The organism is Gottfriedia endophytica (assembly GCF_017814275.1).
Lineage (GTDB): Bacteria > Bacillota > Bacilli > Bacillales > Bacillaceae_G > Gottfriedia > Gottfriedia endophytica.
In genome coordinates, this window is the sequence record NZ_JAGIYQ010000009.1 from 1 (window position 1) to 14,365 (window position 14,365).

The 14,365-nt window shown below is 32.6% G+C and carries 14 protein-coding genes; 5 read left to right on the forward strand and 9 right to left on the reverse strand.

Annotated features, from left to right (window positions below):
• Window positions 1–292 precede the first annotated feature (292 nt).
• The 5 genes from J5Y03_RS13200 to J5Y03_RS13220 form a co-directional block, all read right to left on the reverse strand.
• Window positions 293–451, reverse strand: a complete 159-nt coding sequence (locus J5Y03_RS13200; RefSeq protein WP_209406442.1) for a hypothetical protein — start codon at window positions 449–451, stop codon at window positions 293–295.
• A gap of 152 nt (window positions 452–603) precedes the next feature.
• Window positions 604–897: a 3-isopropylmalate dehydrogenase gene (locus J5Y03_RS13205; protein ID WP_209406444.1), complete on the reverse strand. Its 294-nt coding sequence runs from the start codon at window positions 895–897 to the stop codon at window positions 604–606.
• Between the two features lie 210 nt (window positions 898–1,107).
• Window positions 1,108–1,440, reverse strand: coding sequence for a hypothetical protein (locus J5Y03_RS13210; protein ID WP_209406446.1), 333 nt, complete (start codon window positions 1,438–1,440; stop codon window positions 1,108–1,110).
• A gap of 58 nt (window positions 1,441–1,498) precedes the next feature.
• Window positions 1,499–1,939, reverse strand: a complete 441-nt coding sequence (locus J5Y03_RS13215; RefSeq protein ID WP_209406449.1) for a DMP19 family protein — start codon at window positions 1,937–1,939, stop codon at window positions 1,499–1,501.
• Window positions 1,940–2,125: 186 nt separating this feature from the next.
• Window positions 2,126–2,374, reverse strand: a complete 249-nt coding sequence (locus tag J5Y03_RS13220; protein WP_209406451.1) for a hypothetical protein — start codon at window positions 2,372–2,374, stop codon at window positions 2,126–2,128.
• Window positions 2,375–2,928: 554 nt separating this feature from the next.
• On the opposite strand from J5Y03_RS13220, the gene J5Y03_RS13225 reads away from it, so the two are divergent.
• The 3 genes from J5Y03_RS13225 (at window position 2,929) to J5Y03_RS13235 (ending at window position 5,856) form a co-directional block, all read left to right on the forward strand.
• Window positions 2,929–3,759: an alpha/beta hydrolase gene (locus J5Y03_RS13225; RefSeq protein WP_209406453.1), complete on the forward strand. Its 831-nt coding sequence runs from the start codon at window positions 2,929–2,931 to the stop codon at window positions 3,757–3,759.
• A gap of 155 nt (window positions 3,760–3,914) precedes the next feature.
• Complete coding sequence (locus J5Y03_RS13230; protein WP_209406455.1) at window positions 3,915–5,102, forward strand: ATP-grasp domain-containing protein; 1,188 nt, start codon at window positions 3,915–3,917, stop codon at window positions 5,100–5,102.
• A gap of 16 nt (window positions 5,103–5,118) precedes the next feature.
• Window positions 5,119–5,856, forward strand: a complete 738-nt coding sequence (locus J5Y03_RS13235) for an esterase family protein (protein WP_209406457.1) — start codon at window positions 5,119–5,121, stop codon at window positions 5,854–5,856.
• A gap of 555 nt (window positions 5,857–6,411) precedes the next feature.
• Here J5Y03_RS13235 and J5Y03_RS13240 read toward each other — a convergent pair.
• Window positions 6,412–7,011 (reverse strand): histidine phosphatase family protein, encoded by a 600-nt coding sequence (locus J5Y03_RS13240; RefSeq protein WP_209406459.1) that lies wholly within the window; start codon window positions 7,009–7,011, stop codon window positions 6,412–6,414.
• 261 nt (window positions 7,012–7,272) lie between these two features.
• Window positions 7,273–8,124 (reverse strand): aldo/keto reductase, encoded by an 852-nt coding sequence (locus J5Y03_RS13245; protein WP_209406461.1) that lies wholly within the window; start codon window positions 8,122–8,124, stop codon window positions 7,273–7,275.
• 246 nt (window positions 8,125–8,370) lie between these two features.
• Between J5Y03_RS13245 and J5Y03_RS13250 the strand changes: the two genes are divergently transcribed.
• Window positions 8,371–9,273, forward strand: a complete 903-nt coding sequence (locus tag J5Y03_RS13250; protein ID WP_209406463.1) for an AraC family transcriptional regulator — start codon at window positions 8,371–8,373, stop codon at window positions 9,271–9,273.
• 235 nt (window positions 9,274–9,508) lie between these two features.
• Here J5Y03_RS13250 and J5Y03_RS13255 read toward each other — a convergent pair whose 3' ends face one another.
• A complete protein-coding gene (locus J5Y03_RS13255; protein ID WP_209406465.1) occupies window positions 9,509–11,296 on the reverse strand; it encodes an ABC transporter ATP-binding protein in 1,788 nt (595 codons plus the stop codon).
• Complete coding sequence (locus J5Y03_RS13260; protein ID WP_209406467.1) at window positions 11,296–13,032, reverse strand: ABC transporter ATP-binding protein; 1,737 nt, start codon at window positions 13,030–13,032, stop codon at window positions 11,296–11,298. The genes J5Y03_RS13255 and J5Y03_RS13260 overlap by 1 nt, the downstream gene beginning before the upstream one ends.
• A gap of 490 nt (window positions 13,033–13,522) precedes the next feature.
• On the opposite strand from J5Y03_RS13260, the gene J5Y03_RS13265 reads away from it, so the two are divergent.
• Window positions 13,523–14,194: a TIGR00266 family protein gene (locus J5Y03_RS13265; protein WP_209406469.1), complete on the forward strand. Its 672-nt coding sequence runs from the start codon at window positions 13,523–13,525 to the stop codon at window positions 14,192–14,194.
• Window positions 14,195–14,365 lie beyond the last annotated feature (171 nt).

Here is a 14,365-nt window from a genome sequence, read left to right on the forward strand (position 1 = left end):
CATCAACCACTAATATATTTTTTTACTGTTAGACGCTTTTAAAAAATAAAATAAAGACGTCTTCTTCAGCTATGCACTTTTTCAGATGAATACCGTAAGGTTTTTTCATGGTAGTTGAATAAGGAGGGATTCAAAACTATAAAGTTATGACACTATTGAAGTAAAAAAATAAGCCGATCTATAATCGACTTACGTTTTTATTAAAGCCCCGTTAGTTCAACAAGAAACTATTTTCTCTCTTTTCACGCTTCTCGCTTTATTAACTTATATCAATTATTGTGAATATGTAGTGTTACTGTCTCTTTTCAACAAATAACAAAATTAGTGTTGCCAATGGACCGAATACCAGAGAAAGTAAAAACCAATTTAACCCCGTTCTATTCTTCCCTTGTGCAAGTGCAGCATTTATTAATGCTAATGTACCCCAACCTACGAAATATTGGTTATCCATCATCTGCCCCCCTATTCACCTAACTTATCTGATAAAACTAAAAAAGTCGCAATGGTGATTTATGATCTACTTCGACTAACGCATGCGTTAGTTAAATTAGATAGTATCTTAAAACTCTGAAATAAATTTTATCTCTAGTTAACCCTTCTTATTTAGCCCTTTTTGAAAAATTTTATAATACTTACTACTATGGCGATCAGAAATACAATAATACTATTAATTAATAAAGAGGGCCCAACAAGATTTAATCCGAAAAAGAATCCAAAACCATCATTAAGAATTTTCATAGCAATGAATCCTTCAACAATCGCTAAAACTCCTGCAGAAATAAGTATGATAAATGCAGAGAAGTATATGTTTTTAGTTATTCGGTAGTAAAAAAATGCAATTAAATTTACTAATACTATTGAAAATATCAGTAATAGCATAAGAAGTTGTTTAGTCATGGACCCTCCTTGTGAACATAATTTTTATAACATAAGTCCTAATTGATAAATATTAAATAATAAAGATGATTAATCCTTTTTTATGCAATAAATTAATTTCATCCTTGTTCAACTAAACTGCCAATATGTTGAATAAAAAAAGCGATCTTCTATTGAAGAATCGCATGCGTTAGTTGTATAAGGAATTGATAATACAATAATAAAATTTTTTTATTCTATTACTTCAGGATTATTTGCTGAAAAATCCACTAAATTAGGAAATTCAATCGACTCAAATTTGAAATAAATCTGAGAACTATCCCAATCTTCCCATCCATATGCCTCATGTTGTGGAATAATTGACACGAAATATCTTAGATTACTATTAATTATGATCTTTTTAAGTTGGTGAGATATTCCTTCATACTGGCTCTTATCAATAATGTATTTTTTGTACCGTACTGAATTAAATAACTTTTCTCTCCATATTTTAGATACACTAACACTATACACTAAATCAATTAAATGATTCTTATGTAATTTCTTTCTATGTCTCTTTTTCATAAATGAACCTCTATTAACTAGTAATATAAAATTGATACTCTTCAACTATCGCATGCGTTTAGTTCAATAAACGTTTTACCACTTCGTCTAATTTCGTTTCAAGTTCATCTTCAATGTCTTCTTCAAATTTTTCATTCAACTCGTTTAAAAACTCATCAAATTCCTCTGACTGTTCGTCCATGTTAGCAAAAACATCACTAATTTCATCGGGATCTCTGAGAAGAATTCCTTTAGGTAATAGTTCATTAACTTGATTTAGCATCTCAATAGCATTATTTGCTTCTAATTTTTTTAAATCATCAAGTGTATCATTCATATTTTCAAACCATTTATCTATATAAAAACTTCCTATTCCTCCACTATTAATTGCATCAATAAAACCTCTAACGTTGTACCATAGTCTTTCGTCAGAGCTTAAATTAATATAGCCCTCTTTTTCTAATTTTTCGAATAGTTCTTTCCATCTTTGTTCCCAATCTTCAAATTCCAATCTTCCCATAATAAGTCCCCTTTGATTATAAATTTCTTAAATTCCAAAATATTCTATTTAAAAAAATTATATTCAATGAAAATTATATAAACTCCTTCTTCTATAACCTGTTTTTTTACTAATAAAAAAAGAGTCCTATAAGTGACTCATGAACTCCAACTATTGCATGCCTTAGTTGCATAATTTCTTTCTTTTTTACCTTTCACCAATCCCCATTGCCAACAATAAAAAGAAGAAGAAAACAAATGAAGCAATATTTAATGCACTTCTAAGAATGATATTTGACCATTTTTTCGATAGGAAGGCAAAAATAACTCCTGTTATTGTTAAGACACTAAAAACTAAAAGAAAGATGCCTGGATATTTATTATTTTCATTAATAAAAAAAGATAAAACTATACAGATTCCAACCATCATTAAAGAAAGCCAATCATATTTATTCACTAAAACTCTTCCATCCTAAAGTAATATAAATGCATAGACACTACCTCTCGATGCAATTTTTTTCAGAATTTAACTCATTTATTTATTCTATGTATTATTAAAGGAATCCTTTCCTTATTCAACTAAATTGCCATTATGTTGAAGAAGGAATCTAATTTATTTACGTTGAATTAATTACAAATTGCATTTACAGACCGAGGTGGTAACTGGTGAGTAAGAACAAATATGTAGGCACTTGGTCAGAATCAAAGTTTATTGAGATTGACTTAGAGTTAAATAAAGAAATTTTGTTGAATTATTGTTGGGTGTAGTAAATAGCAGTAACAAATTTTTACATCAACAAATTTGTAATTGGTGTGATAAATATAATATGAAATGTATGGATGATTATAATTTTTATAACAGCGAGGTATATAAAGTTATTGAAGATATATCTACCCAGCGAGATCTATATTTATCAAACATTTATTCATTAGAAGAACTTCAGTAGTTGGATTTTCCTAAAGTAGAACTTCCAATATTTAAGGTAATATCAAAGGAGCGAGGAAGGATAAATGAATCAATCCTATTTTTATTTAAAACTAGAAACACATCAATTAAATATGTCTTATAAAAATGAAAAACGTCGCGTGCGTGTTTTATTGCCGAAAAATTATGATAAAGATGAGGCTAAAAATTATCCAGTTGTCTATATGCATGATGGACAAAATGTTTTCTACAGTAGTGAAGCCTATAGCGGGTATTCATGGAAAGTTATTTCGGCAATTAAACTAAACCCCGATTTACCGAAGATGATTGTTGTTGGGATAGATAACGCTGAACAAGATCGAATTAACGAATATACGCCTTGGAAAATTACTGAAAGTCCACTTCCTGAAGAAATTGAACTAGGGGGAAGAGGTGTGGAGTTTGCTAAGTTTGTCATGACAGTCGTGAAGCCGTTTATCGATAAGCATTACCGAACTAAATCGGATAAATATCATACAGCGATGATTGGCAGTTCACTTGGAGGAAATATTTCGGCATTTATGGGTATTGAATATAAAAATCAAATTGGTGGTTTAGGCATTTTCTCTTTAGCCAATTGGATTACAAATAAAGCATTTGACAGTTATATTGTTAGTGAAGAGTTGGATCCTGAACAACGCGTGTACATTCAAGTTGGGACTCAGGAAGGCGATGATGCCGATCGACAATTGATGTACGGTAATATGAAGCAGGCATATATCAATTGCTCGCTTAAGTATTATAAACAACTTATAAAAGGCTCTGTTCCAATTGATAGCATTCTTTTAAATATTTTTGCGGATGAAGAACATGATGAAAAAGCTTGGGCAAAACACCTGCCAGAATGTTTACGTTTCTTAAGTGAGAAGTGGTCTTGAATGAACTGCATAATTATATTTGACTGAATTAGATTATGGGATAAATCTATCACTTTTTTTGAATATTTTTGGAATCTAAGAATAATTTTAAATTGAAACAATTATACCTTTATTGTGAAAATATTGAATTTCCATATTGTGAAAGGAGCTTTTTTATGAATTATATTTTGATATCACCTTATTATCCAGTTAATTTTCAGTCATTTGCTCATCGTTTAAAAGACGCAGGTGTCAATGTTTTTGGAATTGGCGAAGAGTTATATGATCAATTAGGTTCCGAATTACAAAACGCTTTAACAGAATATTATCGTGTGAATAATTTAGAAGATGTAGATGAAGTGAAACGTGCTGTTGCATTTTTATTTTATAAACATGGTCCAATTGAGCGCATTGAATCCAATAACGAATACTGGTTAGAACTTGATGCACAGTTGCGTGAGCAATTTAACGTGTACGGCAATAAAACGAATGACTTGAAAAAAGTTAAATATAAATCTGAAATGAAGAAGTTGTTTAAAAAAGCAAATGTGCCTGTTGTAGATGGAAGAATCGTTAAAACTAGAAAGGAGTTATCTAAAGCCATTGATGAATTAGGACTGCCAGTTATCGCTAAACCGGATAATGGAGTTGGATCAGCTGCAACCTTTAAATTAAGTTCAGAAGAGGCTGTACGTCATTTTGAAGAAGAATGGGGAGAAGCACAAGTGTACTTCTTAGAACCATATGTCGAAGGAGGCGTGCTTTGTACATTTGATGGTTTAGTGGATCAGAATGGGAACATTGTTTTCCAAACAAGCTTTACATATAATGTGCCAACTTTGGAACTCGTTAAGGATCAGTTGGATTTAGCTTATGTGATTCAAAAAGAAATTGATCCAAAGCTCGAAACTTATGGAAAGGCGATTGTGAAAGCTTTTGGCATGAAAGAACGCTTTTTCCATATTGAGTTTTTTAAATTAGAAGATGGGGATTATGTTGCACTTGAATATAATAACCGCTTGGCTGGCGGCTACACGATTGATATGTACAATTTCGCGTACTCCATTGATTTATTTGCTCAGTATGCTTCTCTTGTGACAGGAGGAGAATTTAAGGAGTCCGATGCAGAAAACCAGTTTTGTGTCGGTGTAACACAGCGTGATGCGTATGAGTATAAACATGATGCGAATGCTATTTATGAACGATTTGGCGACCGTGTGAAGTTTGAACAGCGCATACCAGATGCGTTTGCGGAACTCCAAGGAAATCAATTTTATGCGATTAATGCAGATTCGCATGAAGAAGTCGATGACATTATCCGTTTCGTACATGAACGAAAAAATTGCAGCATTGTAAACGTATAGGGATTGGAGATTTTTTATGCATATAGAACATTTAAACCATTGGAGTGGCGAATTAGGACGAGAAATGCTGTTGAACAGATATGGACACAGTGGCATGCCAATCTTAGTTTTTCCATCATCCGGAGGGACGCATTGTGAATACTATGACTTTGGAATGATTGATGTGTGTCATGACTTTATTGAATCCGGAAAAGTTCAGTTTTTTACATTGGCTAGTATAGATAGCGAAAGTTGGATGCACGACTCAAAACCGGTGCATGACCGTGCATTAGCTCATGAAGCATATGACCGTTATGTGATTTCAGAAGCTATTCCATTTATTAAACATAAAACAGGTTGGTTTGATCCAATGATGACAACCGGGTGTAGTATGGGGGCATATCATGCGTTGAACTTTTTATTGAGACATCCGGATGTCTTCCAAACAACAGTTGCACTTAGCGGTGTTTACGATGTGCGTTTCTTTTTTGGGGATTACGGAAATGATCCTCTTGTATACGAAAATTCACCGAGTGATTACATATGGAATCAAAATGACGGCTGGTTTATTGATCGATATCGTTCGGCAGATATCATTATTTGTACCGGGCTGGGTGATTGGGAACAGGATGGGCTGCCTTCATACTTTACATTAAAAGAAGCCTTTGAAGAAAAACAAATTCCAGCATGGTTTGATGAGTGGGGCGAAGATGTTTCGCATGATTGGGTTTGGTGGCGATGCCAAATGCCGTATTATTTAGGGAAATTACTTTAATAAAATGTCAAAAAAACATCAGTACGGTTGAGCCGCTGGTGTTTTTTTGCAGGGGATTATTTGATTTTTAGGTAATAAATAATTGATGCCGTATTAAGAGTAGCAATAAACATCACTCATAGAAATATATTGCCCTTATTAATTCTCAATTATGATTGGGGATCTTTATAACCAGACAATACATACTCTGAAACGGTGATGGTTAGAACATATCAATCGACTTATCGTATCGATAATAAGATAAAGTTTATAAGTTTGCTATTCGAACGCATGCGTTATTTTAATAAGATAATCAATTATTTCCTATTTAAATTATGAGAAATAATTTATTCTAAGCTCCTACAAAAGCACCAGCAAAATGAGAAATCCTCTAAGTATGATTTAAAACATATGATCACTAAAGAAACAAATACAAACGAAAAACTTAGTAAAATGTTTGTTAATATATTTATCACCAATTAAAAAAGAGCCGACCGATCGACTCCATAGAACTGATATTCTCTTAACTCTCCCTTGAACTTTTCAGTCTTATTCGTCCATTCTTGAAACTTGATTTTAAGAAACCACTGTAAACCCACCACTTAAATTACTAAGATTATGATTAATGATTTCAATTAGTTTAAATTCTTTGTTCTCGTATTCAAATTTTAATATACAACAATTTCCAATTCTTTCTTGTTGGGTTATCGGACTAGTATGTTCCCAATACCTCATGAAATTTCTACAAGCTGCTCCATGTGATACTGCTAAAACGACTTCATTATCTTCTTCCATTATTATTTGACAAGTAGTAGCAATTCTTTGTTGCAGTTCAATTTGATTTTCACCTCCAAACTTAACAAAGAAATCATTATAAGGCAGAGGTGGATTTAAGTCTTCACTTTCACCCTCAAACGTTCCAAAATTCCACTCCTTTAAACCTTTTAATCTGGTATATGGAATAACAGTGACAATTTCTAACGTGTCACTTGCTCTTTCGGATGTAGAACAATAGGCATGGTCAAAAATAATATTGTTATCTTTAAAATATTTTGCTGCAATCTCTGCTTGTTTTATTCCTAATTCTGTAAGTGGTGAATAAGACCAACCTTGAACTTTCCTTCTTTTATTAAATAAAGTTTGTCCATGTCTCATTAGATATAAAGTTTTTTTCATTTCCCCCCCCTTATTGAATCCAAAAAGATCATATAAATACTTTTTATATGCACCTCTCCAACAAAATGAAAACTACATTTTCTTCAAAATCTCTTAATTTTTTGCCTATTTAATTACTTACCAATATATTTATTGCGAAGAAACCTAAAAATGTCATTTTCCTACAGCCTTATCCTTAAAGTATTAATAAAAAAAGCCGATGTTTCTCTGTGGAAATCGGCTAATTCTTATCACTCATCTCGGAAGAGAGTGCTAGTGTGTTTAAATATCAAGTTTTCGGTTACCAATCCATTTCACCATTTCAGGATCCCTGTGAGAAAAGAACAAGCTTTCCTTTGTATCTAATGCAGCAATTTTATCCAAATCTTCTTGGCTTAATTCAAAGTCAAATATGTTGAAGTTTTCGCTAATTCTTTCCTTACGCACTGACTTTGGAATTACAACAACTCCTCTTTGTGTCAACCATCGTAAGATAACCTGCGCTACTGATTTATTGTGATTTTCAGCAATTGCAGCTAAAACTTCATTTTTAAATATGTTATTTTTTCCTTCAGCGAATGGTCCCCATGACTCTATTTGAACATTGTTTTCTTTCATAAGGTTATGACTTTCATTTTGCTGACAGAAAGGATGCGTTTCAACTTGGTTTACAGCTGGCACAACATCATTATGAATAATAAAATCAGTCAGACGGTCTGGATAAAAGTTACTAACTCCAATCGCCCTAATTTTACCTTCACGGTACAATTCCTCCATGGCGCGCCAAGAACCAAATACATCACCAAATGGTTGATGGATTAAATATAAATCTAGATAATCCAGTTGCAATCTTTCAAGCGATTTTTCAAATGCTTGCTTTGTTCGTTCATATCCTGTATCTTGAACCCAAAGTTTTGTGGTAATAAATAATTCTTCTCTTGGTACACCACTGCGCTTTATTGCTCTGCCTACTGCTTCTTCATTTAAATAGGAAGCAGCAGTATCAATCAGTCGGTATCCTGCCAAAAGTGCATCGTAGACAACTTGTTCACATTCACTTTCATCTTGAATTTGAAAAACACCAAAACCTAAAATAGGCATCTCTACACCATTGTTTAAAACGACTTTTTGCATATAAATCCCTCCAGTTCTACACCTTTTCTGTATTACATTTTATCCAAGAAATAATATGTTTAAATTTTTTAAGATTAATATTTGTTCAACGATTACATTATTTCGTATTCTTATTATGCAATAAACGAAAAAGCTACCGTTATCAAATTCTTATCAAATTATTGCCTAATTCTCTCAAGTCACTTATATTCATGAAAAATGTATATTAAAATAGACTACAAATGATTTAGAATCTAGGAGGTTTTTATGTCTTATCAAATATATAAATTCCAAGCTGAACTCATTCAACTAATAGAGAGTCACACGGGCATAGATGGGTCTCATACGACTGCTATTCCTTCTTTATTTTTCTCTCGTTATTCTAATGTTACAGGACCAAATTATGGAGTTTACAAGCCTTCCTTATGCATTATCGTTCAAGGTAAGAAGGAGGTTATGTTAGCAAAAGAGCATTATGTGTACAGTCCAACCAATTACCTAATTGCCTCTGTTAACTTGCCAATTACTGGAATAGTAAAAGAAGCCTCTTTTGAAAATCCATATTTAGCACTCAAACTCGAATTTACACCTAATCAAATACTAGAAGTATTAAAAGATTCAGATATTTCTTCTCATCAAAAAGAAAATGCTAAAAGAGGCATGTATGTAAGTCAAATAGAATTGTCTTTATTAGACGCGGTAAATAGATTAGTACGCTTACTTGAGAGCCCTAAAGATATACCAGTCCTTGCACCTCTCATAATTAAGGAAATTATTTATAGAATTTTACAAGGGCAGCAGGGAGTAACTCTCGGGCAACTGGCTATAGAAGGAAGTTCCACTAATCAAATCAGTGACGTTGTCGATCATATAATGAATCACTATAACCAGCCTTTTCGAATTGAAGACCTTGCAGAAATTGCAAATATGAGCGTTTCTTCACTTCATAGACACTTTAAAGAAGTAACAGCAATGAGCCCTATTCAATTCCAAAAACAACTTAGGCTACAGGAAGCTCGTCGTATATTACTAGCTGAATCAACAGATGCCATTGAAGCAGCATTTCGTGTTGGTTACGAGAGTGTATCTCAATTCAGCCGTGAATATTCTCGTTTATTTGGTTTACCACCGAAAGAAGATATTAACCGCTTTAAAGCAACATATTTATAAATAGTGCATTACTCCGATTATGGAATAATGCACTTCTTTTTTTGTATTTTACTCATAGTTTTATTAGGACATAAACTTTAGTTTTTGAATATTTTCACTTTAACTATCCTGCCATTATGTTGAATAAGAAAATCAACAATATGCTCTAACAGAGCCAAAAAAATAAAAAGGTATGAGTCCGGTTCATCACCGAATTCATACCTAATAAACTATTAAATTCATCTATTTTTATTGATTAAGCTCCATCATTCATAAATCCATATTGAGCCATATAAAGCTTATAATATCTTCCTCGACGTTTAATCAACTCGTCATGTGATCCACTCTCTTTCACAACTCCATCACCAATTACCATAATCTTATCGCAATCACGAATCGTAGAAAGTCGATGCGCTATTACGAAAGACGTTCTTCCTTCTAGTAACTTTTCGATTCCATCCTGAACAAGTCGTTCTGTTTGCGTGTCAATGTTTGATGTCGCTTCATCTAAGATTAATATTCGGGGATTTGCCAGTAATGCCCTTGCGAAAGAGATTAATTGTCTTTGACCTAAAGACAATCTTGATCCCCTTTCATTTACATCCGTATCATAACCTTTTTCCATTTTCATGATAAATTCATGTGCATTAACTGCTTTTGCAGCTGCAATGACTTCTTCATCCGTTGCATCAAGCTTTCCATAACGAATATTTTCTTTTATTGATGTTGAAAAAAGGAATGTATCCTGAAGCATAATTCCCATTTGTCTTCTTAATGATTCAAGATCAACATTTTTTATATTTTTTCCGTCAACTAGAATTTCTCCGCTCGTCGGATCGTAAAAACGACTTAAAAGTGAGACAATCGTAGTTTTTCCGGCTCCTGTAGCCCCTACTAAAGCAATTTTTTCGCCAGGATTAATTGTAAAATTAATATTATTTAATACCTTTGTATGTTCATCATATGCAAATGTCACATCTTTAAATGTAACTTCTCCATTAATTTTACCGATCTCTGGAGCATTTTCTGCACTAATAATTTCCGGATCAATTTCCATAATATCAAAGATACGATCTGCTGCTGAAAAGTTTGAAATTAACGTATTATAGAAGTTTGAAAGGTTCATAATCGGTCTCCAGAACATTCCGATATACAATGAAAATGCTACTAGTGTTCCTACCTGGATATCCCCAGACTCCACTAGTGAGTAGCCTACATAAAACACAACGACAGTTCCAATACCCCATGATAATTCTACTAATGGCCAGAAAAAGTCGTTTAATTTAACTGCCTTCATAAAAGAACCCATTAATTCTGAAACAAAATTTTTAAAACTCTTTTCAGTATCATCCTCTTTTGCAAATGCTTGAACAACCTTTATTCCTGAAAAATCTTCATGTGTAAATCCATTTAAGTTAGAACGTTTCTTACGATAATCATCCCAGCGTTTTCTGGCACGAGTTTCAATATATAACATTGCGATTGCTAGTAATGGCAAAATGAGAATTGAAGCAAAAGCTAATTTTACATTTAACACAAACATCACAATTGCCACACAAACTAAGCTTAATAATTCTGGAATTAGGTTTTGAATACTCTGGTTAAATAAATTTTGCAGAGCATTTACATCCCCCATAACCCTTGCTAAAATTTTTCCAACTGGTCGATTATCAAAAAATGTAAATGATAACTTTTGAATATGAACATATAATTCGTGACGGATATTGACTAAAATATTATTTGTAACCGAACTGATCATTGTCCATCTAATTTTAGAAGCCCACATTGCAAATAAATTCAAGACAACTAGAATAATTCCTATATACACTAATCCATTTACATCTTTATTTTGAATATAATTATCGATCGCAATTTTTAATAAGTAAGGATTTGCTATTCCACAAATCATGACAAAGAGCATTAACATAATGACGATAAACGTTTTAAATTTGTAGGGATTTAAATAGGCCAATAGTCTTCCAACTATTTCTGTTTTACTTCTGTTTAGTTGATCCTCGTCATTTTTAATTGTATTCTTCGCCATTAAATCACCCCACTTTCAACAGTCTCAAAATCTTTAAATTGTTCTTGATACACATCAAAATATTTGCCTTTAAGCTGAAGTAGTTGCTGGTGAGTACCTTGTTCTACAATTTCACCATCTTCAACATACAAAATCATATCAGCATTTTTAACAGCAGAAATACGATGAGCAATGATAAACATTGTGCTATCTGAAAAACGATTGTTTAGATTTTTTAATAGTTCATACTCTGTTTCCATATCAAGAGCAGAGGTTGCATCATCTAATATTAGAATTGGCGCTTTTCGTAAAAGTGCTCTTGCAATTGAAATCCTTTGCTTTTGACCACCAGATAAGCCAATTCCACGCTCACCTATTTCTGTTTTGAATCCATCTTCTAAATTCTCGATAAAATCTAAGCAGCAAGCAATTCGGCATGCTTCTCTAACCTCATCCATTGTTGCCTCTGTATTTCCAAACTTAATATTATTTTCAATCGTGTCTGAAAATAAGAATGTATCTTGTGATACGAGGGACATATTTTGTCTAAGCTTTTTAAGATGAAAATCTTTTACATTTACTCCATCAACCTTTACTTCTCCCTCTTTCACATCATAATAACGACCAATCATGTGTAATAAAGAAGATTTACCCGCTCCAGTCGTCCCCATTAATGCTACCTTACTGCCGCTCGGAATAGTAAGATTAATATTCCTTAGAACAACCTCATCATTATACGAAAATGTCACATTCTTATACTCTATATCTCCTTCGATACCATCTGGAGAATATGCATCACTTTTTGAAAAGATTTCAGTTTTACGATCTAAGATGTCAAAAATCTTTTTAGACGAAGCTTGATTTCTAGATAATAGATCAGTTAACCAACCTAAATTTCTCATTGGCCAAATTAGATTCCAAATGTACCCACTGAACGCAACTAAAGTTCCTAATGATATTTCATTTTTTAAGACAAAGTAGCCACCCACAATAATCATTGCCACAAGTGAAATATTTGTTAACAATTCAATCTGTGGAAAGTACGTACGTATTGTTTTAGCTTGAGCCATATTTAGATCATAATAAGCACGGTTCATTTTTAAAAATTTTAACGTTTCATGCTTTTCTCTTGCAAAAGCTTTTACTAACCTGACACCTGCGATATTCTGCTGTGCTGCAGAATTTATTTCAGCCGTTTGATCACTTATATTTCCGTATCCTTTACCTAATTGTCTATTCATTCGAACTGCCATAAATCCGATCGGAATCATAATTGCTAAGCAAATTGAAGCTAATTTCCAGTCTAAGAAGAAAAGAATAATCGTACTTACGACGAAATAGATGATGTTTTCTACGAATAAACGTAATCCAAATCCAATCGTTTGCCATATATTCTCAATGTCTTCACCGATCCGAGACATTAATTCTCCCGTATTCATTCCATCAAAATATTTAAATTCAAATTTTTGAATGTGATGAAAAAGTTCATTTTTCAAATCTTGATGCACCTTCGCACCAATGTAGTCATAAAGATACTCTTTTACGTATCCAAGAACTGCTTTTAATAGTGTAATTCCTAAAATTCCAATAATAATTGGAACAATAATAGAGCTATTTCCATTTTTAATTCCATCATCAACAATAAGCTTCTGTAAATAAGGAATTAGGTGATCTACTCCAATTACAATTAACATTGAAATTGAGCCGATTAATAACATTGACTTATGTTTAAAAACATACTTTAAAATTCGTACCATTTATTTACCCCCTTGTTCAAACATATTCCTGATCTCTATACATGCTGTTCACGTGTAAAAATTGATAATTTTGACAACAAAAAAAGACCATGGTATGCCATGCCCTCTTAAATGAACACAAAAAGGCCATGGATACAATAACCCATGGCCTGTCGTCTACAATCATTCTAAAAATGAAAAATTAACGTGGACAATCCTGCATAGAGATAGGGTTATCGTTCATTATTCGATTGTTTGTAGTTTTGATTCCAATCATGTTAATTAACATCGTTCCTACCTCCTTTTATTTGATACTGTAATCATATTACAAATCTTAATAAAATGTCAAACTATTTTTAATATTATTTTCATTTTAATTATTTTGATTATTTGAAGATAATAATATAAAATATGATTTTTTAACTTTATTTAATCTTTGAAGTTTAAAAGGTTTTTTTATGTTTTTGTAGAAATAGCTTTTTAACAGCGAATAACATTAGGAGGATTTTTGATGGACTACCAAATTAAAGGAACAACTATGCAATCACTTCACATTACACTTAATCAAAATGAAAGTATTTACAGTGAAACAGGTGCCCTTCTATATATGACACCAGCCATTGAAATGGAAACTAACTTCTCAGGTGGACTTGGGGGGATGTTCAAACGTGCAATTACTGGTAATAGTCTAGCATTAAACAATTTTAAGGCTACTCATGGAACAGGAGAAGTCTCCTTCAGCACACGAATGCCTGGTCATATCTTACCGATTCAATTAGATGACGATATATTCGTCCAACGTCATAGTTTTCTTTGTGCAGAAAACAGCGTTAATCTAACAGTTGTTGGTAACCTTGGCATGACTGGTTTTTTTGGTGGAAATGGTTTGATTTATAATAAACTCACTGGTCATGGTACTGCCTTTATTTCAGTTGATGGAGAAGCAATCGAGACTACACTAAGACCAAACGAAACATACCTTGTTCACCCAGGTCATTTAGCAGCTTATGATTCCAATGTAGACTTCGAACTCCATCGATTAAAAGGATTTAAAAATATGGTATTTGGTGGAGACGGAATATTTCTTGCTAAATTAACAGGGCCAGGAAAAATTTGGTTACATACGCTTAGTCTTCACGGTTTAGCAGAAGTACTCATTCCGTTTGTTGATAGAGGTAAGTAATAATCTATCATTTAGCAGTTCCTCAATTACCATATTTACTTAGTTTTACAAAAAGTACCCTTTAGGTAGACTTTATTAAGCTCTACACTAAAAGGGTACTTTTTTAATAATCTCTTGAACTATTTTTCTTTTGTTCACAACACATAAAGTTCAACTAATAAAAGCCCTACT

Coding starts and splice junctions, on each gene's coding strand:
- J5Y03_RS13200 (WP_209406442.1), bottom strand. CDS start 451: ATGGATAACCAATATTTCGTAGGTTGGGGTACATTAGCATTAATAAAT.
- J5Y03_RS13205 (WP_209406444.1), bottom strand. CDS start 897: ATGACTAAACAACTTCTTATGCTATTACTGATATTTTCAATAGTATTA.
- J5Y03_RS13210 (WP_209406446.1), bottom strand. CDS start 1,440: ATGAAAAAGAGACATAGAAAGAAATTACATAAGAATCATTTAATTGAT.
- J5Y03_RS13215 (WP_209406449.1), bottom strand. CDS start 1,939: ATGGGAAGATTGGAATTTGAAGATTGGGAACAAAGATGGAAAGAACTA.
- J5Y03_RS13225 (WP_209406453.1), top strand. CDS start 2,929: ATGAATCAATCCTATTTTTATTTAAAACTAGAAACACATCAATTAAAT.
- J5Y03_RS13230 (WP_209406455.1), top strand. CDS start 3,915: ATGAATTATATTTTGATATCACCTTATTATCCAGTTAATTTTCAGTCA.
- J5Y03_RS13235 (WP_209406457.1), top strand. CDS start 5,119: ATGCATATAGAACATTTAAACCATTGGAGTGGCGAATTAGGACGAGAA.
- J5Y03_RS13240 (WP_209406459.1), bottom strand. CDS start 7,011: ATGAAAAAAACTTTATATCTAATGAGACATGGACAAACTTTATTTAAT.
- J5Y03_RS13245 (WP_209406461.1), bottom strand. CDS start 8,124: ATGCAAAAAGTCGTTTTAAACAATGGTGTAGAGATGCCTATTTTAGGT.
- J5Y03_RS13250 (WP_209406463.1), top strand. CDS start 8,371: ATGTCTTATCAAATATATAAATTCCAAGCTGAACTCATTCAACTAATA.
- J5Y03_RS13255 (WP_209406465.1), bottom strand. CDS start 11,296: ATGGCGAAGAATACAATTAAAAATGACGAGGATCAACTAAACAGAAGT.
- J5Y03_RS13260 (WP_209406467.1), bottom strand. CDS start 13,032: ATGGTACGAATTTTAAAGTATGTTTTTAAACATAAGTCAATGTTATTA.
- J5Y03_RS13265 (WP_209406469.1), top strand. CDS start 13,523: ATGGACTACCAAATTAAAGGAACAACTATGCAATCACTTCACATTACA.